The sequence below is a fragment of the Streptococcus periodonticum genome (assembly GCF_003963555.1).
Taxonomy (GTDB): domain Bacteria; phylum Bacillota; class Bacilli; order Lactobacillales; family Streptococcaceae; genus Streptococcus; species Streptococcus anginosus.
On sequence record NZ_CP034543.1, the window covers coordinates 1,613,121 to 1,636,572 of the forward strand.

20 protein-coding genes and 1 riboswitch are annotated in these 23,452 nt (G+C 40.2%); of the genes, 7 read left to right on the plus strand and 13 right to left on the minus strand.

From position 1 onward, the window contains the following. Positions 1-337 precede the first annotated feature (337 nt). A complete protein-coding gene (locus EHW89_RS07845) occupies positions 338-1,483 on the plus strand; it encodes a cobalamin-independent methionine synthase II family protein (RefSeq protein WP_126467730.1) in 1,146 nt (381 codons plus the stop codon). Between the two features lie 497 nt (positions 1,484-1,980). On the opposite strand, the gene EHW89_RS07850 is transcribed toward EHW89_RS07845, so the two are convergent. Together EHW89_RS07850 and EHW89_RS07855 are read right to left on the minus strand one after the other, a co-directional pair. Further along, on the minus strand, positions 1,981-2,367 hold the full coding sequence (locus tag EHW89_RS07850) for a VOC family protein (protein ID WP_117644744.1): 387 nt from the start codon (positions 2,365-2,367) through the stop codon (positions 1,981-1,983). Then, on the minus strand, positions 2,357-3,796 hold the full coding sequence (locus EHW89_RS07855; RefSeq protein WP_126467732.1) for a glycoside hydrolase family 1 protein: 1,440 nt from the start codon (positions 3,794-3,796) through the stop codon (positions 2,357-2,359). Before EHW89_RS07855 ends, EHW89_RS07850 begins: the two co-directional genes overlap by 11 nt. A gap of 111 nt (positions 3,797-3,907) precedes the next feature. Here EHW89_RS07855 and EHW89_RS07860 point away from each other — a divergent pair, with 111 nt between their 5' ends. The 3 genes from EHW89_RS07860 (at position 3,908) to EHW89_RS07870 (ending at position 6,266) form a co-directional block, all read left to right on the plus strand. Next, a complete protein-coding gene (locus EHW89_RS07860; protein ID WP_126467733.1) occupies positions 3,908-4,777 on the plus strand; it encodes an AraC family transcriptional regulator in 870 nt (289 codons plus the stop codon). A gap of 14 nt (positions 4,778-4,791) precedes the next feature. Beyond that, complete coding sequence (locus EHW89_RS07865) at positions 4,792-5,337, plus strand: HXXEE domain-containing protein (RefSeq protein ID WP_126467736.1); 546 nt, start codon at positions 4,792-4,794, stop codon at positions 5,335-5,337. Between the two features lie 92 nt (positions 5,338-5,429). Then, the gene (locus tag EHW89_RS07870) at positions 5,430-6,266 is read left to right on the plus strand and encodes a C39 family peptidase (RefSeq protein ID WP_022526481.1); all 837 of its coding nucleotides are present in this window, start codon (positions 5,430-5,432) and stop codon (positions 6,264-6,266) included. 95 nt (positions 6,267-6,361) lie between these two features. Here EHW89_RS07870 and EHW89_RS07875 read toward each other — a convergent pair whose 3' ends face one another. The 6 genes from EHW89_RS07875 to EHW89_RS07900 all read right to left on the minus strand — a co-directional run bounded on the left by EHW89_RS07875 (position 6,362) and on the right by EHW89_RS07900 (position 12,885). Continuing rightward, complete coding sequence (locus tag EHW89_RS07875) at positions 6,362-7,621, minus strand: CapA family protein (RefSeq protein ID WP_126467738.1); 1,260 nt, start codon at positions 7,619-7,621, stop codon at positions 6,362-6,364. Positions 7,622-7,780: 159 nt separating this feature from the next. After that, positions 7,781-9,703, minus strand: coding sequence for a beta-glucoside-specific PTS transporter subunit IIABC (locus EHW89_RS07880; protein WP_126467740.1), 1,923 nt, complete (start codon positions 9,701-9,703; stop codon positions 7,781-7,783). Positions 9,704-10,022: 319 nt separating this feature from the next. Then, positions 10,023-10,346, minus strand: coding sequence for a PTS lactose/cellobiose transporter subunit IIA (locus tag EHW89_RS07885; protein ID WP_126467742.1), 324 nt, complete (start codon positions 10,344-10,346; stop codon positions 10,023-10,025). A 9-nt stretch (positions 10,347-10,355) separates the two neighbouring features. Then, complete coding sequence (locus EHW89_RS07890) at positions 10,356-10,676, minus strand: PTS sugar transporter subunit IIB (protein WP_117644738.1); 321 nt, start codon at positions 10,674-10,676, stop codon at positions 10,356-10,358. 34 nt (positions 10,677-10,710) lie between these two features. Then, positions 10,711-11,607, minus strand: a complete 897-nt coding sequence (locus tag EHW89_RS07895; protein WP_126467744.1) for a DUF7916 family protein — start codon at positions 11,605-11,607, stop codon at positions 10,711-10,713. Positions 11,608-11,619: 12 nt separating this feature from the next. Continuing rightward, on the minus strand, positions 11,620-12,885 hold the full coding sequence (locus EHW89_RS07900) for a PTS sugar transporter subunit IIC (RefSeq protein ID WP_126467746.1): 1,266 nt from the start codon (positions 12,883-12,885) through the stop codon (positions 11,620-11,622). Positions 12,886-13,057: 172 nt separating this feature from the next. On the opposite strand from EHW89_RS07900, the gene EHW89_RS07905 reads away from it, so the two are divergent. Continuing rightward, positions 13,058-14,236 carry an ROK family transcriptional regulator gene (locus tag EHW89_RS07905; RefSeq protein WP_126467748.1) on the plus strand — a complete coding sequence of 393 codons (1,179 nt, stop codon included), beginning with the start codon at positions 13,058-13,060 and terminating at the stop codon, positions 14,234-14,236. A 186-nt stretch (positions 14,237-14,422) separates the two neighbouring features. Here EHW89_RS07905 and EHW89_RS07910 read toward each other — a convergent pair whose 3' ends face one another. From EHW89_RS07910 to EHW89_RS07920, 3 genes are all read right to left on the minus strand, one after another. Continuing rightward, the gene (locus EHW89_RS07910; protein WP_126467750.1) at positions 14,423-15,688 is read right to left on the minus strand and encodes a TRZ/ATZ family protein; all 1,266 of its coding nucleotides are present in this window, start codon (positions 15,686-15,688) and stop codon (positions 14,423-14,425) included. 123 nt (positions 15,689-15,811) lie between these two features. Continuing rightward, positions 15,812-15,914: riboswitch (purine riboswitch) on the minus strand. Between the two features lie 227 nt (positions 15,915-16,141). Further along, positions 16,142-17,077, minus strand: a complete 936-nt coding sequence (gene msrB, locus EHW89_RS07915; RefSeq protein ID WP_126467752.1) for a peptide-methionine (R)-S-oxide reductase MsrB — start codon at positions 17,075-17,077, stop codon at positions 16,142-16,144. Positions 17,078-17,193: 116 nt separating this feature from the next. Next, on the minus strand, positions 17,194-18,129 hold the full coding sequence (locus EHW89_RS07920) for a dihydroorotate oxidase (protein ID WP_126467754.1): 936 nt from the start codon (positions 18,127-18,129) through the stop codon (positions 17,194-17,196). 339 nt (positions 18,130-18,468) lie between these two features. On the opposite strand from EHW89_RS07920, the gene gdhA reads away from it, so the two are divergent. Continuing rightward, a complete protein-coding gene (gene gdhA / locus EHW89_RS07925; RefSeq protein WP_126467756.1) occupies positions 18,469-19,815 on the plus strand; it encodes an NADP-specific glutamate dehydrogenase in 1,347 nt (448 codons plus the stop codon). A gap of 87 nt (positions 19,816-19,902) precedes the next feature. On the opposite strand, the gene EHW89_RS07930 is transcribed toward gdhA, so the two are convergent. Together EHW89_RS07930 and EHW89_RS07935 are read right to left on the minus strand one after the other, a co-directional pair. Then, positions 19,903-20,490 carry a DUF4352 domain-containing protein gene (locus EHW89_RS07930; protein WP_126467758.1) on the minus strand — a complete coding sequence of 196 codons (588 nt, stop codon included), beginning with the start codon at positions 20,488-20,490 and terminating at the stop codon, positions 19,903-19,905. A gap of 17 nt (positions 20,491-20,507) precedes the next feature. Further along, positions 20,508-21,365, minus strand: coding sequence for a mechanosensitive ion channel family protein (locus EHW89_RS07935; protein WP_126467760.1), 858 nt, complete (start codon positions 21,363-21,365; stop codon positions 20,508-20,510). Positions 21,366-21,522: 157 nt separating this feature from the next. On the opposite strand from EHW89_RS07935, the gene sstT reads away from it, so the two are divergent. Beyond that, positions 21,523-22,737 (plus strand): serine/threonine transporter SstT, encoded by a 1,215-nt coding sequence (sstT, locus tag EHW89_RS07940; protein WP_126468097.1) that lies wholly within the window; start codon positions 21,523-21,525, stop codon positions 22,735-22,737. Positions 22,738-23,452 lie beyond the last annotated feature (715 nt).

The following is a 23,452-nucleotide window of genomic DNA, read 5'->3' on the forward strand; positions in this document are numbered from 1 at the left end:
TATTCATTTCAAATTTAAATCTCATCGTTCATTTATTTCATAATGTATGACTATCCTTTTGCCATTTTTGTAATTCTGCTTGGATAATTCAGAACATTATTGGCTACATTTACACCTTATTTCAAGAAGATTATAGCACATTTAAAAAATAGTAAATAAACCTTTTTCTTCTATTTTATCAAAAAGAGGGGTGAAGAGGAAACAATTGTATTCAAGCAAGGACTGGTCTTTTCAGATATAGTTTTAAACTATGTCCCTTCCTCTAAATTAACTATTTTTCAAAAGTGCTTAGCTTGTGTACAATAAAAAGTAAGAAATTTAGAAAGAGGCTTTTGACATGACACAATCAAAATTCCAGCTCGTTGGCTCCTTACTTCGCCCAGCCAACCTACTTGCCTACAAAAATAAAATCGAACATCGTGATGATATTCACTATCCATTTTACGATAATTTTCCTGGTTATCATGAGACAGAGACAGCAGAAATCAAAAAAGTGATTGCTGATGAAAAGGCAAACGGTATTGATATTCTGACAGACGGTGAATACTCAAAATCAATGTGGCACTTAGACTTTGTTTGGGGTCTTAAAGGTATTGAACGTTATATTGCAGATCACGGTTATACTTTCCAAGACCATGACGGCGGACAATATGAGACCCGCAAAGACATTGGTATCCGTATCACTGAACCTCTTTCAGGGAAGAATCATCATTTCTTAGACATTTACAAATTGCTCAAGGAAGAAGCTGGTGACACGCAAACCAAATTAACCATTTGGGGACCTGCTCATGCTTACACAGAACTGGCTATCTTTGATGGGCTGGCTGGCGATGATCAAGTTTACAAAACAAATGAAGAATTAAAGGTCGGTCTCATCAAGGCTTACAAAGAATTCTTGGCGGAATATAAAGAAGCTGGCGGTGAAATTATCCAGTTTGACGACTGCCTTTGGGAACTTTTTGACGAATCAAATCCTGCTTCATTTTTTGCCGATGGCAATGCTGCGCTGGCTGATTTAGCTGATGAATTCATTGCAATCAATAACGAAGTGGCTGATTATGGACATCAATTAGGACTGAAAGTTTGGACACACAACTGCCGTGGAAATTATGAAAGCCGGTCTGCTTCAGGCGGAACTTATGAAGCCATTGCGGAAAAATTCTTGCGTGATCAACACTATGACCGCTTCTTCTTAGAATGGGACAGTGACGTCTCAGGTGATTTGAAGGCTCTTGCTTCTCTTAAAGATAAAGATGCTGAGGTTGTTCTTGGACTCCTTTCCAGTAAGACAACTGATCTTGATGATGAAGAACGTGTTCTCAAGTTATTAGAACAAGCCAGCACCATTTTGCCTAAGGAACGTTTGCTGCTGTCACATCAATGCGGTTTTGCCTCTTGTGATTCTGGCAATGAGTTGGCTATCCCGCAGCAATGGGCTAAAATCAAACAAGGCCAAGAAATCGCTAAAGAGTTTTGGGATTAAGTTGTACGTGACGACATCTTATGACTGTTTAGTGAATCCTTATAAAACGCGAGACAAACTTCTTTTTGAGGTTTGTCTTTTTTGACCTTTGGCAATAAATACGACTGAAAAAGAGTAAAGTCAAAATGATTTCTCTATTTGGCAAATTTTTAAGGTAAAAACAACAGAGAGCGGCACTTGGACATTTTCCTCCTGATATCTATGTTACAACTTTCAGTTCATTTGTTTAACACAAAAAAGGAGGTTGAAACAAAAATTCCCAGCCTCATGTATTTTATCGTTTAGCTTGCAAAACGCAGTGGTTAGTTGGATAACCTTATCTCTGACTGTATCGGCGATAGTGGCTATCCTAACCAACTTGTGCGGAGGTGGGAGTAAAACAGTCCAGTGAACTGTTTTAGGTCAGCAACTAGAAACTAGGACTTGCTGAAAAATCACATTCTTCAAATGATTGATGTCTGTCCCACTCTCTATTTATAAGGAGCAAATTTATCAAATTACACTGTCAATTCAATCTGATTGCCTTCTAAACCCAGAATGCAGCTTTCATAGTAACCATCACCTGTCAGGCGTGGACCGCTTAAAAGTTGATAACCATCTGCTTGAAGCCTAGCTGTCAATTCATCTACCTTTTCCTTGCTTCCTAGACTGAAAGCTAAATGATGATAGCCCAAAAAGAGAAGTTCTTGGTTGTTCTCTGCTAAACCTTCCTTTCGGGTCATGATTTCCAATCTCGCCCCTTCGTTAAAGCTGAGGAAGTAAGATTGAAAACCCGTTTTCTGATTATGGTAGAGCTGGTTACTTTTTGCTTCAAAATAGGTTTCAAAGAAGCATTTCGCTCCTTCTAAATCTTGAACATAAAGGGCTGCATGCTCAATCTTCATAGAGTTTTCCTCCATTCGTTGCAATAACTTCTTTGTACCAGTCAAATGATTTCTTCTTGTAGCGAGCCAAAGTCCCTGTTCCATCGTCGTTTCGGTCAACATAGATAAATCCGTAACGCTTGCTCATCTGAGCTGTTGAAGCAGACACGAGGTCAATACAGCCCCAAGTGGTATAGCCCCAGAGCTCAACACCATCTTCAATCGCTTCGCCGACCTGTTGCAAATGTTGTTTAAGATAATCAATACGATAATCATCTTCAACAGTTGGACCATTAGGGCCATCCACCAAGACATCTTTAGCACCGAGACCATTTTCTACGATAAAGAGTGGCAACTGGTAGCGGTCATAGAAAGCATTGAGGACCAGACGCAGACCAATTGGGTCAACTTGCCAACCCCATTCAGAACTTGCCAGATAAGGATTTTGCAGACCACCTAGAACATTTCCACGACCAGAAGAATAACTTTCTGGATCATGAGCTTGAACCACACTCATATAATAAGAGAAGGAGATGAAGTCCACGGTATGTTCTGCCATCAATTTCTTATCACCCGGCGCAAATTGAATCTCAATTCCATTTTCCTTGAAGAAACGGTTCATATATGCTGGGTATTTTCCACGCGCATGAATATCTGAAAAGAGATAGTTTTGATTTTCAAACTCACGGGCAGCCAGTATGTCCTCTGGTTTTGGCGTCATCGGATAAGCTGGCATGGCTAGTACCATACAACCAATCTTAAAGTCTGGATTGATTTCATGCCCAATCTTCGTTGCAAGAGCTGATGCTACTAGTTCGTGATGAACTGCTTGATAAAGGTCTTGCTTGGACAATTCTTCTACGGGTGTTGCAATCCCTCCGCTCATAAATGGCGCATGAAGAACGGAGTTGATTTCATTAAAGGTCAACCAATAGTTCACCTTGTCTTTGTAGCGAGTAAAGACAGTGCGTACATAGCGCTCATAAAAACCAATCAAATCACGATTTGCCCAACCATTGTACTTGCGTGCCAAGTGTAGCGGTGTTTCATAGTGCGACAAAGTCACTAAAGGCTCAATACCATATTTTGCCAATTCATCAAAGAGATCATCATAAAACTTTAGACCTGCTTCATTTGGCTCCGCTTCATCACCATTTGGGAAAATCCGTGACCAAGCAATGGAAGTACGATAAACCTTGAAGCCCATTTCTGCAAAAAGGGCAATATCTTCTTTGTAACGATGATAAAAGTCAATCCCTTCTAATTTGAGATTGTCTGCTGTTGGCTCATCTGTAATCAAAGGATTGAGATCACCTGCTTTAGCTGGCATGCCGCCTTTTGGTGTCACATCTTGAACCGAAAGACCTTTCCCGTCCACATTGTAAGCTCCTTCGTATTGATTGGCAGCTGTTGCACCGCCCCAAAGAAAGTCTGCTGGAAATTTACTCATGACTTTTACCTCTTTTATTTTTTACTTAATTATATTATAATCTTAGACAAGAGTATTTTCTAACACAATTCTCTTATAAATTGATATTATTCTACGAAAGAAGCAACACTTATGGATCTGAGAACATTACACAAAGATATCGTTTACAAAAATCAAGGCACTCCTTATTCTCTCACACGAACCATTACAAAAAACGGTCAGCCGGACATTCTCTTTCATTGGCATACGGATGTTGAACTGGTTTATGTTCATGAGGGAACTGCGCAGTTTCACATTGATTATGATTACTTTAATAGTGAAGCAGGTGATATTATCCTGATTCGTCCCAACGCTCTTCACTCCATTCACCCGATTGAAAATCGCCGCCACTATATGGATGCGATTAACTTTCATTTGGACTTAATGGGTTATTCTGCTATGGACCAAGCTAGCATTGACTATCTGCAACCGCTTTATAATGGTCAACTGGATTTTGTTCGTGTTATCAAGCCCAATCAGCCAGCCTATGCAGACATTCGGCAATGTTTACTTGATGCTATGAAAATAGGCTATTACCGCACAAAATATTTTGAATTTCAACTCAAAGCCCAGCTCAATCAACTCTTTTATCTTTTATTTGAAAATGGTTATGTCATTTCAAAAGAGCAAACCTTAGAAGGCTATCGCAAGGAAGAAAAAATCCGTACCATTATTGACTATATCAGCGCTCATTATCAAGAAGAGCTCACTATTGACCAACTTGCCAAAATTTGTGGTTACAGCGATACGCATTTCATGAATTTCTTTAAAAAACATTTGGGGGTGTCTTGTATAGAATATGTGATTCAATTTCGCTTGCGAAAAGCGGCTGAACTCTTGCAGCATTCTACCTTACCCGTCTTAGAAATTGCTGCCCAATCTGGCTTTAACAACCTCTCTAACTTCAATCGGCAGTTTAAAAAGTATTACCAACTAACTCCTAGTCAATATCGTAAAAAATAACAAGGAGGGATTCCATGAAAGATATTATCTGGTTATTTCCACTGCTTTTCATTTTTCATGATTTAGAAGAAATCATTGGTTTCATGCCGTGGATAGAGCAAAATGAAAAACTACTGGAGAAAAAAGCTGCCTTCATTTTAAATACCCACAAAAGCTTATCCACAGAAGGTTTCACACTAGCTGTAGTAGAGGAATTTGTCGTGGTATCCCTCATTTCTTTCTTTGCTCTTTTTTACCACACCCGCCTACTTTATCTCATCTGGCTAGGAGGATTTGTGGCTTTTGCTCTTCATCTGGTGGTTCATATCCTGCAAGCTATCTGGCTTAGGCGCTATATCCCAGCTCTTGCGACCTCTATCCTATGCTTACCAGTTAGCAGTATTATCATTTGGAAAACCACCACTTTACTTCATATCAACACAATTGAACTTCTTGTTTTCAGTCTCATTGGCGTTCTCATCATTATCAGCAATCTCTTTTTTGCACTCTGGTTAGGTAAACAGTTTTCCAAGTGGGTAAATAAGATTTTTTACAACCCAGAAAAGATTGAAAAACTGTAACATAAATGGTACACCAAAAATGTAAACGGATTCATGGAATTAAAGTTAAAAATGCAACATGATGATTTTGAGGAATAAGAGGAGATAAAATTATGAAAAAAGACATACATTCGTCAATCGTTTTCTTATTAGTTTTCATTCTTATCACTGCATGTACTCACGGAAAAACAGCACCAGCGAAGTCATTAGATACTGTTAAAATCAAGCAAACGCAAAGCTCTCATTTTTCTACTTCTCAACAAAGTGCTTCTAGTTCAAGTCAGACAAGTTCTTCTCAAACCGCAACTCCTGAAGAAAGCAATGCTTCAACTGCAAATGAAAAGGTCCCCTCTGAATCTATAGATAACACAGACAAAGACAGTCATGCAGGAGGAAAAAAAGTTCAACTAAACATCTCTACAATTGTCCAACGACGGTGGAATTACTGTGCTCCAGCCACAGTATCCATGATACTTGCAAGTAGAGGTCTTCAGGTTGACCAAGCCCAGTTAGCCAACGAAATGGGAACAGATGAAACTTTTGGAACTCATAATAGCAATGCCATAAAAGTTTTAAATCGCCATTTGTTTGGCTACGATGTACCGTCAGGAAATCAAGCAGGTTATCGTTTAGCAACTGTAGCGAATCCTAATTCTGATTCAGAAGATATGAAACGATTCAAAAAGCGTCTAATTCAAAATATCAATGACGGCTATCCAATGTATTATACTATTGATAATTCAAAAATGTATCCAGGTAGAAGTGGAGAGCATAATGTTATTGGTGTAGGATATGGCTTGACAGCAGATGGTTCAGATGTTGCCTATATATATTACATAGATCCTTCTTATATGGTTCAAGATCCTGTTTATGCTGGGTTGAAAATTGTTAGTCCAGAAGAATTGCTACATGCAATGGTAAGTTGTACTGAGCCAAATTATGCATGGTAAAACTCTTCTATCCTATTACTGAATTATATCGAAAGCAAAAAGCCAGAAATTCTTCATGCAAGAATCTCTGGTCTTTTTTCTCTAAAGAAATAAACTCATTCGTCCCATTTCAAATTTACATGCTCATTCATTTCCTGATAAGCTGTGTCAATTCGTTCTTTGGTGGCTTGGTCTAATTGATTACGGTATTTTCCACCTTCAATGAAATCTTCTAAAATATAGGTCTGGTAGGTGTAGAGAGGATAGCCTTCCGGTGAATACGTCCCTTTCGCCACACGACTCACCCAACTCGGATGTGCCTGTACCTCCTTGATAATCGTCTCTTTCTTTGATTTTTCAACCGTCACGTCCATGAGCACGCCGCGTTCTGTCCATTTCTTATTTTCCACACCGTCCATTGTCTCGATTCGCTGATTGGAGATAAAATTTCCCATAGAATAGATAATGAATTTCTTTTGTCCATTTTGTGTGACGACCTCTGATGGTTCAACGACATGCGGATGTCCGCCGAAAATAATATCTGCTCCCCACTCAATCATCTTATGATAAAGAGTTTTTTGCTCCTGTGTCGGTTCCAATTGATATTCAACCCCCATCTGAGGCATGACAACGGTTATATCAGCCTCTTTTTCGGCTCGCTCAATGTCTTTTTTCATCTTTTCTTCATTTAAATCTGACAAATAATGATTGTAGTCTGCCTGAGAGAGGTTTTCTTCCAAGCCATTAAATCCATAAGAATAAGCTAGAAGTGCAATTTTAATCCCATTTACTTTTTTAATGACAAGTGATGATTTATCCCGATTTTTATGAGTATAAACCCCAATCGGTGTAATTCCGTGCTGCTCAAATGCTTTTGCCGTTGAAAAAACACCTTCCAATTGAGAATCCAAAATATGATTGTGTGCCAAATCCACAACTTGATAACCAGCATCTTTGATAGCGGATACCACCGACTCTGGCGCATTGAACAGCGGGTAGCCTGCCAAAGGATAATTTGGTCGAATCGTCCCCTCAAAGTCTCCTAATACCAAGTCCGCCTTTTTCAACCAAGGTTTGACATATTGATAATTCTCTGTGAAATCATACGTCCCATCTGACTGTAAGGCACTCATATATAGAAGGTCATGATACAGCAAATCTCCATTTGCCATGATACGAGCCGTCTGTACACCGTTTGGGGAAGAGGACGTTTTTTTCTTTTGTACAATACTTGTTTTTGTCGGCTTTGTCTTAACGCTATCGTTTATTTTCTCAGCTAATAAAATCCCACTTGCTACTAAAAACACTACGCAAAGCAAGCCTAAAATAAACTGCCAATTAGTTGCTGACTGTATTTTTCGTTCTGATCTTTTCATGTTCCATTCTCCTCTATCTACATTGTAGCACAAAGAAGCAAACATGACGCAGGAAATGATAAATAATAAAAAGGACAAAGCATGCTTGTAGTAGCTCTAGTTGATTTTTTCGACCAACTGTTTTGGAACTCTACAAATTTTGCTTGTCCTTTTCTTAGATTATTTACTTACTTTCAGCAAATCATCGCCTAGTTTCACATCGCCGCCAGCTAATGCTTCAACTGTCTTATAATCAGCTGTATTGGTTACAATGATTGGAGTTGTAACAGGATAACCTGCTTTTTTGATAGTATCTATATCAAAGCTTAGCAATAATTGACCCGCCTTGACCTTTGAGCCTTGAGTAACATGTGCCATAAAGCCTTCTCCTTCAAGAGCAACGGTGTCCATACCTACGTGAATCAAGATTTCAGCGCCATCATCAGTCGCTAAGCCAATCGCATGGTTGGTTGGGAAAAGCAGACGAATCACACCGTCAGCAGGAGCGACAACTTCGCCAACGCTAGGCTCAATTGCTATACCTTGACCCATTGCACCACTTGCAAAAACAGCATCAGGCGTATCTTCGAGTGCGACCACTTTCCCGCTAAGCGGAGCTGTGATGACTTGCTCAGGAGCAATCTCTTCAACTGGCAGACTGATTTCTTCAGCAGCGACTTCTTGTGCTCCACCATAGAGAGTTGGAATCTTTGTAAATTGGGTCAATACAAATCCAAGAACAAAACTGATTGCAATTGCTACAAGGAAGTGAATGAGCAATAGTGAATCTTTTGGATCAATGAAAGACGGAATCGCAAAGAGTCCCATTCCTCCCATTACTTGCATTTTGGCATTAAAGAAAGCGAGATAAGCCCCTTGAACTGCACCAGCAATACAAGTCATAATAAATGGTGTTCGCATTGGCAAGGTAATCCCGTAAATAGCTGGTTCTGTTACCCCAAACAAAGCCGAGATAAAAGCTGGAATAGCCAACTGTTTGACTTTTTCTTCTTTTGTACGCAAGAAGATATTGAGCAATGCTCCTGCTTGCGCAAAGCAAATAGCAATAGAAGCTACAAGAATGACACCTGGTCCTTTTTGTAATTCCAAAATTGCAAGCGGCACCAATCCCCAGTGGAGACCGAACATAACCAGCACTTGCCACAAAGCACCCAGAATAATTCCATAAATAATTGGGCTGAAGCTATAAATACCTGTGAAAATAGCACCGACTATATCAGAAGCCCATGTCATGACTGGTCCAATGACAAGAAATGATAACGGTACAGTAATTAAAATTACAAAGAATGGAACAATAAAGACCTTGACAACATCTGGAATGATTTGTTTAAAGAATTTTTCAATTTTTGAGCCGACCCAAATTGCTAGAATGATTGGCAATACAGTTGATAGATAGCTAGAAGCAGGGAAGATAATTGGCAAACCTAAGAAAGTTGCGTAGATTTTTGACTCAATAAAAGTTCCTGCAAATAGCGTATAGAGTGGTTTGGCACCTGTAAAGCTGGCTGCGATATTTGGATAGACCAAGGCAAAGCCAATCGCAAGCGCTGTGAATTTTTCCATTTTAAACCGCTTAGCAGCAGTCAAAGCCAGAATCAATGGTAAGAATTGGAAGAATCCGTCACCAGCGGCATTTAAGATGACATAAGCACCGTCTGTCGACTTAACACCACAAGCAGCCATAATGGCAACTACACCTTTGATCATACCAGCTGCAGAAAGAGCCCCCAGCATTGGTTGGAAAAGTCCTGAGATCAAGGCGATAAATCGGTCAAAGAGATTGCCTTGCGGAACATCTCCTTCATCCACATCAATACTATCCTCACCAGAAATACCTGCTTCCTTAATGACCGCCGCATACACATCTGGCACGTGGTTCCCAATCACCACTTGGTATTGTCCACCAGCTTTTACAACCGTTACAATACCGTCTCTATTTTTCAAGTATTCCGTATCTGCCTTGCTCTCATCTTTCAGAGAAAAACGCAAACGCGTCACACAGTGCACTAACTTGATGATATTTTCCTTACCACCAACGTGAGCAACAATATCCTGAGCCAAGTCGGTATAATCTTTTGCCATAATGGACCTCCTTTATTTTTTAGGTCAGCTGTGTTGTTGCACATATAAATATAGAACAACGGTAACAAAAAAACCTAAACACATACCAAATAGAAAGCAGTTTCCCTACCTTATATCTCGTATTTGTCTAGGTTTTGCCTGCATGACCAGTAACAATCCATGAATTAAGTATAACACAAGTTTCTAAAAATGCAAGCGGTTTCTAAAAGTTTTTTAAATAATTATCAGGTGATAAATAAAATAATCGTCTGTTAATTATTTAAAAAAAATTTGACAAGTCGTTCAACCTATCAAAGTTCTTAAAGAGAATGTTATTAGATTATTTAACCATTTGATTTAGTTGTTCATATACTGTAACAACTTCTTTTGCTAAATCAATAAACGTTAAGCTCGTCATCAGGTGATCTTGAGCATGCACCATCAAAAGACTGAGCTCAATTTTTTCACCTTGAGCTTCCTGTGTCAGCATCACTGTCTGTGACTTGTGTGCTAAAACTAATGCCTCATCTGCTGCTTTTAACTTTTCACGCGCTTCTTCAAAACAGCCTTTTTTAGCTTTTTGAATCGCTTCAAAAGCATTACTCTTCGCCTCGCCACCATACATAATGAGGGACATGATACTTTCTAAATTTGAATTTTCCATATCAATCTTCTAGCCTCCGATCAGTTCCTCAGCTAATGCCAATACTTTTGAACCATTCATCATGCCATAATCCACCATTGGGATAACTCCAATTGGGATATTCTTTTGAGCTAACTTTTCTGTGAATTGATCTAAAAGATAGCGCACCTGTGGACCTAATAGCAAAACATCTACTTTTTTCTCCAAAATGATGTCGTCCACTTCCTGAGCTGGGACTGCAAAAATCTCTGCATCTAATCCTTTTTCATCTGCTGCAGCTTGCATTTTTGTGACAAGCAAGCTGGTACTCATGCCCGCAGCACATGCTAGCATAATGGTCGTTTTAGCCATGTTTACCCCTTCTATTTCATCAAATGATTACTGTCTACCGATTAACGGATCTTGCTAAACGTGACACAGTATGCCGAATGCCACGAATTGTATTGCTCAGTGCATAAATATTATCCACTACTGCCAAACCACCATAGCCAGCATCTCCAATATGTTGAATATCCACACCACAAATTTTATTGCGAAGTGCGATTTGTTTAATCGTATCCACATCTGATGTCTCTTGGCTAGTGCCAATAGCGCTTAAGACTAAACCTCTTTTACTATGTACTAAATCTACGACAGCTCTCATTTCTTCATCGTTGAAAGCAGGAACCGTTCCAACAGCTGGCACCAAAATCACATCTGCACCCGCTTCTAATAATTTCTCAGCTGTCTGAAGATCTGCAATCGGCTCAGACACTCCTGCACCGTGCATTTTTCCAGCTATAATCAAACCTGAAAAATGCTGCTTAGCTAATTTTACTGCATCAATAATTTCTTTATTGCTAACTCCTGTTCCTGGATTACCTGTTAAGCAGACAAAATCAAAGCCTAATTTTTCAATTTGTTCAAAAGAAGCCTGACTAGCTTGCCGACCAGCAGCAATCACTTGCACTTCTTCCAACATATCCGCTTGTAGATCAATAGGCTCCAAATTCACACCGATTGGAGCGCCTACCAAACGATGCAATTCGTGAACAATTTTCTCTTTTTCACAATCCAAACCAAATATTTCTGGCTGAAAAACATCTAAACAATTCAGTAAAATCATATCTGCACCGAAAGCTTTTGCAATTTCAGCATTGGTAATGTCTCCGACAAAGGTTTCACGAATGACAACATTTTCAGATAACACAACACGCCCTTCACTCGCTTGAATGCTTTGTTTGAGTTCTTGAGCGGTCATGCTTAGAATTTCCGAAGAATTTGCACTAATTAATCGTTTCATCTTCTCGTCTCCTTACTGATTTTCTTCTGCCTTAAAGCGTTTTTCAATAGCAATCACAAATGGAATATAGATTAAAATATCCATCACAATAAGAACAGCTTGTAAAATAGACGCTTTAAAACTTCCCGTTGCCAGCAAGCCACTAATAATCGGAGGAGTTGTCCAACCTGGGTCAGTATATGTTAACGGTACCAGACCACTTGCCATGGATGACCACGCAACGATAAGATTCGCAATCGGTGCCAAAATGAATGGAAACAGAAGCAAGATATTTAAGACAATTGGCACACCAAACATGGTTGGCTCATTGATATTGAACAAGCCTGGAACTACCGTAATAGGTGCCAGTGCTTTGATTTGTTTGCTTGATTTTTTCTTTTTCGCTAAATAACCAAGTGCCAATACAAGTCCAATGGTAGCACCTCCGCCACCAATAAAGACAAAGTTATCCATAAAGACGCTAGTGAAGATATGTGGTAATTTTTCTCCTGCTTGATAAGCAACTTTGTTTGCATCCAGATTAGAAAGCCACAATGGTTTCATAACCGCATTGACAACATTTCCTCCGTGAAGTCCAACAAACCAGAATGAACTATTTAAAGCAACTAGAATAATCAATCCAAATAAATTATTGCCAAGCAAACCTAGCGGTTTTCCTAAGACAGTCTGCGCCACAGCATGCAGGTTTGGCAGTTTTAGGCTAGCCAAGAGGGCATAAATCAGCAACCAACCTGTGATAATCACTGCTCCTGGAATAATGGCGCTGAAACTTTTTGAAACTGCCGGTGGAACACCATCAGGCATTTTAATTTGGACATTATGATTGATGAACCATTGATAGATATAACCATTCACTAAACCAAGAATGATTGCTACAAAAAGGCCTTGTGAAGCTAAAAATGCTGTGGGAACACCGTTTCCTGTTTTAGTAGTAAGGAATGGTGTCACTGTGATAAAGGCAGCAAGCGAGATAATCCCAGAAGGAATCCCATCCACTTTGTATTGGCGGCTCATATAGTAGGCAATCCCAAAACTGGCTACCAAACCAATCAGACCAAAACTACTATCCACGCCTTTCCATAGATAGGCAGAAACCCCAATTTTTGTCAAATAAGCTTCCCATCCTGGAACAGGAAAACTAGCAATGACCATAAACAAAGAACCAATCAACAGTAATGGCACTGCAAGCGTAATGCCGTCCCGAATTGCTACTAAGCCTTTATTGTTCCCCAACTTAATAGCAATAGGCATTAGTTTTGCTTGTAAAAATTTGTCCATCTTTACAATCTCCTTTGATTATAATATATTATTAAATAGCAGATAAAATCAACTTTATCTCGCTTTTTAATTATATTTTAAAACAATTATTCCAAAAAGTCAAGCGCTTTCACTTCTATTTGATAATTTTTTATAATCAATATATAATAGATGTAGGGAAGGATGGTAGATAATGAATCAAACAAAAAAACAAGCTGAGTTACGAACAATTATTTTAGATAAAATTTACGCCAAGGGGCCAATTTCTCGCATTGATATTTCAAAAGAGACGGGCATTACTCCTGCTACAGTTAGTGCGATTACAGGAAGTTTGATCCAAGAAAAACTGCTGTATGAGCTAGGGGAAGATGAAGAACACGCAAAAGTCGGACGCAAGAAAATCCTCTTGGGTATAAAAAAAAAGCACTCTTATTTCATCGGCTGTGAACTGTCTGAAAAATACTTTTCTTTTGTGTTGAGTGATAATACAGGAAATGTGATTGATAAAAATAAAGCAACCGTCACCTCGGAAAAAATTCTAGCAGAAGGCGCTGATTTATTTTGTCATTTACTTGAACAATTCATTTTTCGGAACAATTCCTATACAATTCAAGCCGTGGGAGTAGCTATCCCTGGACGCTATTTGCACAATGACTTGATTACAACAAACAATCAAACATGGAAACAATTTGATCTAGCGAAGATTAAAAACGAGTTCTCTTTTCCAATTTACTTTTCTAATAATGTCAATTGCATGGCACTAGCAAAGCGCCTTTTTTCTGCTTACCAACTGGATGAGAATTTTATCTATTTTCATTTTGCACGGGGTATGCACTGCTCTTATATGTACAATGGCAAAATCTACGGCAAAAGCAATATTGTCATCGGCGAAATTGGTCATACCGTCGTTTGTCCTGACGGAGAAGTCTGTGGTTGTGGACGCAGAGGCTGTTTGCAGACTTATGCTAGTGAAAGCTGGCTGATAAAAAAAGCAAAAATCATCTTTGAAACTGCCGAGTTGACACATTTAAAATCACTTGTCACAGATAAAGAAGAGATCACGATTCAAACTATCCTCACAGCATATAACTTAGGAGACCAAGCTATTCTCAATCTCCTGCATTTGGCATTTAAGTATTTAGCACAATCCCTGCTAAACCTTAGCATGATGATTGATGCAAAGAAAATTTATCTGCACAGTCCCATCTTGACTGATGACAAAGTCATTGCAGCTTTCTATCAAGAAATCTCACAACAACCAAAACTACTCTTCAAAGACTTACCTGAACTCATCATTGAGCCTTATAATGACTTTACTGGTGCAGTAGCAGGAGTTGCGCTTTGTCTGCAAAAGGAGTTTTTATCCATTTAGCTTCATTATGGCTCATAAGCTTGTTATACTTATTACAAAAATTAGAGGTTAGAACAATTGTCACGAACCTCTAATTTTTACTATACAATACAAGATGGACTTACTAATTTGTCTGAAATATTTATAAAGAAAGAACCTCTATTGTGTCAAAGAGGTTCTTCAAAGATTCCTTTAGAACTTTCATTTTTACATAACTACATCCATCGTCAGGACTTGTCCGTCTTTTACAACTTGCTCACCTGCTATATAGACATCTTTAACATCATTTCCCTTGACAGCATAGATGAGATGGGAAAGCATCTTTTCTTCTGGATACAAGTGTACTTTACCTTTTGGCTGAATGATTAAAAAATCCGCTTGCTTGCCAACTTCTAGGCTGCCAATCTGATCATCCATGCCGAGTGCTTTGGCGCCTTCAATTGTCATTGTTTTCAAAGCCTGCTCAATGGTAAATTGAGTGGCGTCACCTGTGCGCATTTTTTGTAAAAGAGCAGCAGTACGACTTTCTTCAAACATATCCAAATTATTGTTGGAAGCGACCGAGTCCGTTGCAAGTCCGACTGTCACGCCAGCTTGAATCAAGTCTGTTACGGGAGCGATGCCAGATGCTAATTTGAGATTGCTGATGGGATTGTGGGCGATATGAATCTTAGAGGCTGTTAGTTCTTCAATTTCTCGCTCATTTAATTCCACACCGTGGGCAAAAATCCCCTCATGTTCCAGATAGCCTAATTCTTTCAAGAAAGCAAGTGGACGTTTTCCATAACGCTCTAAAATCATGCCATTTTCTGCTTGTGTTTCTGCCACGTGGATATGCAATTTCAGCTGTAATTCACGCGCCAGCTCCAAGCTTCCCTTTAGCAAATCCTTACTGCAACTATATGGCGCATGTGGTGCTACCATTACTTTAAAGCGGTCATCGTTGTAGGACAGAATTTCCTCAATAATAGTCCGAGTACGCGCTAAGGTTTCTTCCGTCGTCTCCATATCGGAGCTAAACAAAGTCGGTGAAAAATAACAACGCATTTTAGAACGTGCTACGACCTCATAAATCTGCCCAATTTCAACACCGTTGGGATTGTACATATCATTAAAGGTCGTTGTCCCAGTCTGAAGCATTTCTGTAAGAGCCAGCTTGACAGCTTTTGTTGTCACCTCTGGTGTAAACTCGCTTTCTGCCGGCCAGATATAATCTTCTAGCCATTCATGGAGATTGCTGTCATCTCGAATGCCACGAAGGGTGGTCATAGCAGAGTGGGTATGGCAATTGACTAGACCCGGCATAAGCCAAGCTCCCTCACAATCTACTGTCTCATCTGCCCGCGCTTCCCAAGTGGCGTCCTCATTCCCACAATAAACAATCTTGTCCTCGTTTACCACTAGTAGCCCATTTCGATAGACATGAAAATCTGCATCACATGTCACCAAATTCACCTGTTTAAATGCTTTCATCGCTTCTCCTTTAAATAAGAGTCACAAGGCATTCAATTACTGTGCATTTGTCAGCGTAGAAATCGCAAAAACAAAAGTCGTGTGGGACAATCATTTCACATTACCCTATGCTCTATTTGTATCTGACAACATAACTAAGGACAAAGCCACGCTTATTTACGGTAAGACGGTAGAAACTCTCCAACCCTATTATGGAGATTATATGTTTTCATTGAATTTTTTAGTTATTGTAGCAAAATCCGCACCAAATAGCAAGCTTTTAAAAATAGGAAAAACATTGAAATTTACTCCGCAAATCCTATCTGCAATACTTTGAGCAATCAATCACTACAACGTTTGTTTCGTACATAATCAGTTTTCAAACTGGCGATTATTGTCCAGCCCCGCGCTTATAGAGGTGATTGCGAAGCAACTAGGATTGTCTAACTTCGTTTCTTGTTTATTCTACCGACTTTACTTCATATAGGAAAGTAAATAGCCATATCCTGCAGCTTCCATGTCTTCTTTTTTAATAAAGCGCAATGCCGCGGAATTGATACAGTAGCGAAGTCCACCTTGATCCTGTGGACCATCTGTGAAAACATGACCTAAGTGTGCATTTCCTGAACGCGACCGCACCTCAATCCGCTCCATACCGTGACTTTTATCTTGATAATACTTGATCACATCTTTGGCAATCGGTCTTGTAAAACTCGGCCAGCCACAACCAGCATCAAACTTATCACTGGCAAAGAAAAGCGGTTCTCCCGTTGTCACATCCACATAAATGCCTTCTTCAAACGTTGCAAAATATTCGTTATGAAATGGTCGTTCGGTTGCAGCATGTTGAGTGACCTGATAGGCTTCCTCGGACAAGTTTTCCTTTAAAGCATTTTCACTCGGTTTCTCATACTGTCCCGGATCCACTAAAGGCTGATAGGCGTCATTAACATTGATATGGCAATAACCACCAGGATTTTTCTTGAGGTAATCTTGATGATAATCCTCTGCCAATACATAATGGCGCAGCGGTTCTACTTCCACTGCAATCTTCTGACCGAATTGACGCTCTTGCTCTTTCACGACTTCGTTGATGACTGATACATCAATATCTTTTGTATAATAAATCCCTGTGCGGTATTGACGACCAATATCGTTTCCTTGCTTATTGATAGACAGCGGATCAATCACACGGAAATAGTAGAGCAGAATTTCTCGCAAGCTAACCAGATTTTCATCATAAGTCACCTGAACGGTTTCAGCATGATCGGTTTGATGAATCAGCTGATAATTAGTGGATTCTACCTGCCCATTGGCATAACCGACAGTTGTATCAGTTACACCTGTGATACGGGAAAAGTATTCTTCCAAGCCCCAAAAGCAGCCACCTGCTAGATAAATTTCAGCCATAAAAACACCTCATTTCTTTGTTCTTATTTTCTCATAAATCTCTAAAATATTATAAGGATTTGATTAGAACTTTCTTGAGAATGATATGGCAATGAACTGTCAAACACTACTCTGGCTTAATCCAGATAGTTCAACTTCCCACGAAAATCTTCTATGCTTTCATAGCCTTTTTCTGCCATAATCGCTTTCAGCTCATTTGTAATGCGCTCAAAAGCCCCTACACCTTCTTTATGCAGCGTTGTTCCAACTTGCACCATACTGGCTCCGCAAAGAATGTGCTCAAAAGCGTCCCGCCCTGTCAATACACCGCCCGTACCGATGATTTGAATCGAAGGATTAAGTCGTTGATAAAAAGCATGAACATTAGCAAGTGCAGTTGGTTTAATGTACTCACCACCAATTCCGCCAAAGCCATTTTTCGGACGAATGACAACTGTTTCATCGTTAATATACAGCCCGTTACCAATTGAATTGACACAGTTGACAAAAGAAAGAGGAAATTTGTTAAAAATAGCTGCCGCTTGATCAAAATGTGCCATATCAAAATATGGTGGTAATTTAATGCCCAATGGCTTGGTGAAATAGTCAAACACTTCACTCAAGATCTTTTCCGTCGTCTCAAAATCATAAGCGATTTGTGGTTTGCCGGGAACATTGGGACAAGATAGATTGAGCTCGGTCAAGCCTTTAAAGTCACTAGCTTGCACCTTTTTCAAAAGGGCATGGGTTTCTTCTAGCGACAGACCTACCAGCGACAAAAAGAAGATTCGGTTTGGTTCTGTCTGTTGTAATTCTAACAAGTAATCCAAATAATAGTCCAGTCCATGATTGGGCAGCCCCATTGAATTGATCGAGCCAAGCGGCACATCTTGGTAGCGCGGTTCGGGATTTCCTGCTCGCGCTTGCAAAGTAGCTGTTTTGGTGACAAAGGTTCCCGCAGCTGAGTCTTTAACTTCTTCTAACTCTTCAATCGTCATGCAGGCCACTCCAGCCGCATTCATCAGGCAGTTGTCAAAAGAAAAACCAGCGATTTGTGTTTGAGTTGATGACATGAAATACTCCTTTCATTTTTCTATTGTACCATTAAAAGCAAAAATCTGACTCTTTTAACGGAATAGAAGGAAAAAATGTTCGGGATAAGCAAATGAATTTTTGCTGAGCAGGATTTTGTTGTAAATTTTATGTCGGAATTTTCAGAAAATTCAACTTTTTTCTTTACAGCACAAAAATTTTCTGCTATAATGACACACGTAACAAAATATAACATACACTGAACTCGGACGAAAGTCTAGCAAAAAAGATAGGCTCCCTAGTGTTCATCGAACACGGCGTCAGCCTCCTATTTTTGTACGACTTTTAACCGTCCTCGTATCTTATTTAAGGAGAAGTCTATGACAACTGCTAAAGAATATATCCAAAACACTTTTGAATTGGTGAAAGCTCGCAATGCTCACGAAGCAGAATTTCTGCAAGCGGTGGAAGAATTTTTAAACACGCTTGAGCCCGTTTTTGAAAAACATCCTGAATACATTGAAGAAAACATTTTGGCACGCATTACCGAGCCAGAACGTGTGATTAGTTTCCGTGTTCCTTGGGTTGATTGCGACGGCAAAGTTCAAGTCAATCGCGGTTACCGTGTGCAATTTAATTCCGCAGTTGGACCATATAAGGGCGGTCTTCGTTTCCACCCAACGGTTAATCAAGGGATTTTGAAATTTCTCGGATTTGAACAAATCTTTAAAAATGTTTTGACTGGACTACCAATCGGCGGTGGTAAAGGTGGTTCTGACTTTGATCCAAAAGGCAAGACAGACGCTGAAGTCATGCGTTTCTGCCAAAGCTTCATGACAGAATTGCAAAAATACATCGGTCCTTCTCTGGATGTTCCTGCTGGTGACATTGGTGTCGGTGGACGCGAGATTGGCTATCTTTACGGACAATACAAACGCCTACGCCAATTTGATGCTGGTGTCTTGACTGGTAAACCACTTGGATTTGGAGGTTCTCTAATCCGCCCAGAAGCAACTGGTTACGGTCTTGTTTACTATACGCAAGAAATGCTCAAAGCAAACGGTGAAAGTTTTGACGGAAAGACTGTTGTCGTATCTGGTGCCGGAAATGTAGCTCAGTATGCTGTGCAAAAAGCAACCGCCCTCGGTGCTAAAGTCATTTCTGTGTCTGATTCAAATGGTTATATCATTGACAAGGACGGAATTGACTTTGATCTTCTGGTAGATGTGAAAGAAAAACGTCGTGCTCGTCTGACAGAATACGCTGCTGAAAGAGCAAGTGCCACTTATCACGAAGGCTCTGTCTGGACTTACGACGGTACATTCGACATTGCCCTGCCATGTGCCACTCAAAATGAAATCGACGGTGAAGCAGCGAAACGCTTGGTAGCGCAAGGCGTATTCTGTGTATCAGAAGGTGCCAATATGCCAAGCAATTTGGAGGCTATTGCCGTTTACAAAGAACATAATCTCCTTTATGGCCCTGCTAAGGCTGCCAACGCCGGTGGAGTTGCTGTATCTGCACTCGAAATGAGCCAAAATAGCCTCCGTCTTTCATGGACGCGTGAGGAAGTTGATAGTCGTCTCCAAAACATCATGACAAATATTTTCAACACCGCTAAGACAACCGCTGAAAACTACGATCTTGGTAACGATTATCTAGCCGGAGCAAACATTGCTGCTTTTGAAAATATTGCCAATGCGATGATTGCCCAAGGAATTGTTTAAACGAACATGCATGATAAAAGGCTGTGGACAAACCTGTCCACAGCCTTTTACTGTTCTTCTGCTGAAATAAGCAATCAATCGCTATTTCTAAAACTTCACGCTTTTGGCTTCTCCCCACCTGACATTGTCATAAGCGAGAGTATAGGGCTGCTGCGAGCCGTCCTCACCGTCATACATCAGCTTCCATTCCACCTTTTCGCCCACCGCAAGCTCCTCTTTTATGTTGGCAGTGTCAAAAGTAGCGTCATCCAAGACATAGGATTCTCCCATTTCGTCTTGTAAATCAAAGTCATAGACATTGAGAGGGAGAGATTCGCTAGAAGTATTTTCGATAATGACCTTGGCGGTAATCGTTGCTCCTGTTGCTTGCCCTTTCATCCGCTCTTTGGAGTCCACATGAATATATTGAACAGTGATTTTCATTCCATTTTCAAAACGCACGCTGTCTCCCAGACGGTGATGTTTATAACTATCTTGATAAACTGCAGTTCGAGCACTATGCCCTAGAAAGGCAAAGTTAAAAATACTTAAACCAGCCACCACGAGGGTCATGAATACAAGCATGACACAGCTAATGATGGTCGTCCAAAACAAAGGCTGCTTATACAGGGGCTGTTTCAAGCGATAGACGTGACCGGCAGGGGTTTTTATTTCATGCGGTACTTGTTCTTCCATAATAATCTCCTTTCTGCTTACGCTGGTGCATAAATCGTTGGCAAATCAATTCCTTCCTTTAATAAAGCGTCATGATACAGCCTGTAAAATTGATGGTAAACGGTGCTTTGGCTACCGCTTTGGACGGTGATACTGACACGGAAATAAAATTGTCCATTGTCTGCGAGTTGAGGACCTAGAATAATTGGTTCCTGCAAAATTTCTGTTTGCTTGCCCGCATATTCCTCATTGACCTGCTGGATAATCTGAGTGACTTTGGTCAGATCCGTCTGAGCATATAGGGGAATATCAATGAGCGCACGCATATTACCGCGAGAGAGATTGCTGACGACAGTAATGTTGCGATTAGGAACGTAATGCAAAGTGCCATCTGCATCGCGCACTTGTGTCGTCCGAATTCCGACACTCACAACTGTTCCTGCGATTTTAATCGAGCCATTAGTCAGACGAACGCTGTCTCCGACATCCAACTGCCGCTCCAACAAAATAAAGAAACCATTGACTAAATCGGACAAGAAACCTTGCGCTCCCATCCCGATTGCCACCCCAGCAATCCCAGCTCCTGCTAGTAAACTAGACACCGGCAAGCCTAAAATCGCCAATATCCAATAGATCAAGAAAAAGTAAAGGGTGTAATTCAGCAAATTTTCAATCAAACGAGTGAGGGTCTTTTGTCGCCCTTCGTCTTGACTGGAGAGTTTCAAAGAGGGTGAGATAATCTTTCTTACGAGTACATGTACCAGCTTTTTAGCGAGGTAAAAGAGAGCTAGCAATAGCACGAGTGAGACGAGCTTGCTAAAGACGTCATCTAACAAATTAGACCAGTTGAATTTTTCAAAGTAGCGAGAGAATACATTCTTGTTCGCAAATAACATAGGTCACCTCCTGCTTATTTCTATTATACCATATCCGAGCCTAATTGAATCAGGAGAATGCGAACTCCCCCCAGTGTATTCTATCTAAAACAGATTGATTTTTCAGAATATTTATACTATAATGGGAGACATTATGATCATGAAGGGATTATATGATATGAAAAGAATAGTTTTGGCTTGGAAAAAATCTAGTTTGATTAAGCGTATTGCTATCGGGATTGCATTAGGGACTGTCCTCGGCTTGACCTGTCCTAAGCTGTCAGCAATTGGCTTATTGGGAGATATATTTGTTGGTGGCTTAAAGGGCATTGCTCCACTGTTGGTTTTTGCTTTGGTGACCAATGCTCTATCACAACATCGAAAAGGGCAAGAAACCAACATGAAAACTATCATTATCTTGTATCTTTTGGGAACATTCTCAGCAGCTTTAGTCGCAGTGCTAGCTAACTACCTTTTTCCTTTACACATCACACTCACAGCGTCAAAGACCAAGATTACACCACCAGATGGGATTGGGCAAGTCCTCAGTAATTTATTGCTCAAAGTAGTGGACAATCCAGTCAATGCTCTCATCACCGCAAACTATATTGGAATATTATCTTGGGCTGTGGTATTTGGACTTGCCATGCGTGAAGCCAGCAAAAGCAGTAAAGAGCTTTTGCAAACTATGGCAAGTGTAACCTCTAAGGTCGTTGAATGGATTATCAATCTGGCTCCTTTTGGAATTCTTGGTTTGGTCTTTAAGACGATTTCTGACAAAGGGTTGGCGGTGTTGGCTAACTATGGCAGCTTATTAGCAGTTTTAATCGCTATCATGCTTTTTGTAGCTCTGGTCGTCAACCCTTTCATTGCCTTTGTTCTGATGAGAAAAAATCCCTACCCACTTGTTTTGCGGTGTTTAAAAGTCAGTGGTGTGACAGCTTTCTTCACACGTAGTTCAGCTGCTAATATTCCTGTCAACATGAAACTTTGTGAAGAACTAGAACTCAACAAAGATACTTATTCCGTTTCTATCCCTCTTGGTGCCACTATTAACATGGCTGGAGCAGCTATTACCATCAATGTGCTCACCCTTGCTGCAGTCAATACATTAGGCATTTCGATTGACTTTGCGACAGCATTAATCCTCAGTATTGTCGCCGCTATCTCTGCTTGTGGCGCTTCCGGGGTGGCAGGTGGCTCTCTTTTGCTCATTCCTGTTGCTTGTAGTCTCTTCGGTATTTCAAATGATGTTGCCATGCAAGTCGTTGGGGTAGGATTCATCATTGGAGTTATCCAAGATTCCTGTGAAACGGCGCTCAATTCCTCAACGGATGCGCTCTTTACTGCAGTTGCAGAAAAAAGTGTTTGGGGAAAAAGGAAAAAAGCGTAATACAATGAGGTTGGAAAAGTCCCAACCTCATTTTTTAATTAACCCAATTCTGCTTTAGGCTCTTTGCCCTTGCGACGGGCAAGGATATCCGCATAGTGCTTGCGGCTGTTATTGAGCACGGAAAGGAAGATTACTAAGTTTAAGTCCAATGAGCTTTTCTTACTTCATAAATTCCTTCTTTCCTTTTTTACTTGTCACTTAAAGCGACTGTTTCAATGACTTCTCCTTTTTCCGTCAGCGCGGCGGATGACCTCAACTACTTTTTGTTTGCTTCGTCTGCCCGGCGGAAAGTCTCCCTTACTTTTGGTTCACTCCGTCCGCCCGGCTGACAGCATGAATCAAAAGAAGTTTATCTCGTCCGCCGGGCGGACGGAGTGAACGACAATCAGTTTGCCTTGTCAGCCGCGCGGACGAAATGAAATTGTCTCGTTTGTAGTTTTCTCATGCTTAACTTCTAACTTTATTTTTTGAAGATAACTTTGAAAAGAAGGTAGATACAAATGAATAAAAGTACAACAATGACGAATACAGCTACTATTCCAAATGTTCCCAGGATTTAATCGTCCTTTCTGATTGAAACAATCTTTCTTCATTTTCATTATAGCACCGATTAGTGTATTGATCTATTAGCAAAAAGGTAGTGACTGATGAAAACGAATTTTCGTCAAAAGTACTCTTCTAATCTTAAAAAGAAAAAAGACCTGAAACTTTCGTT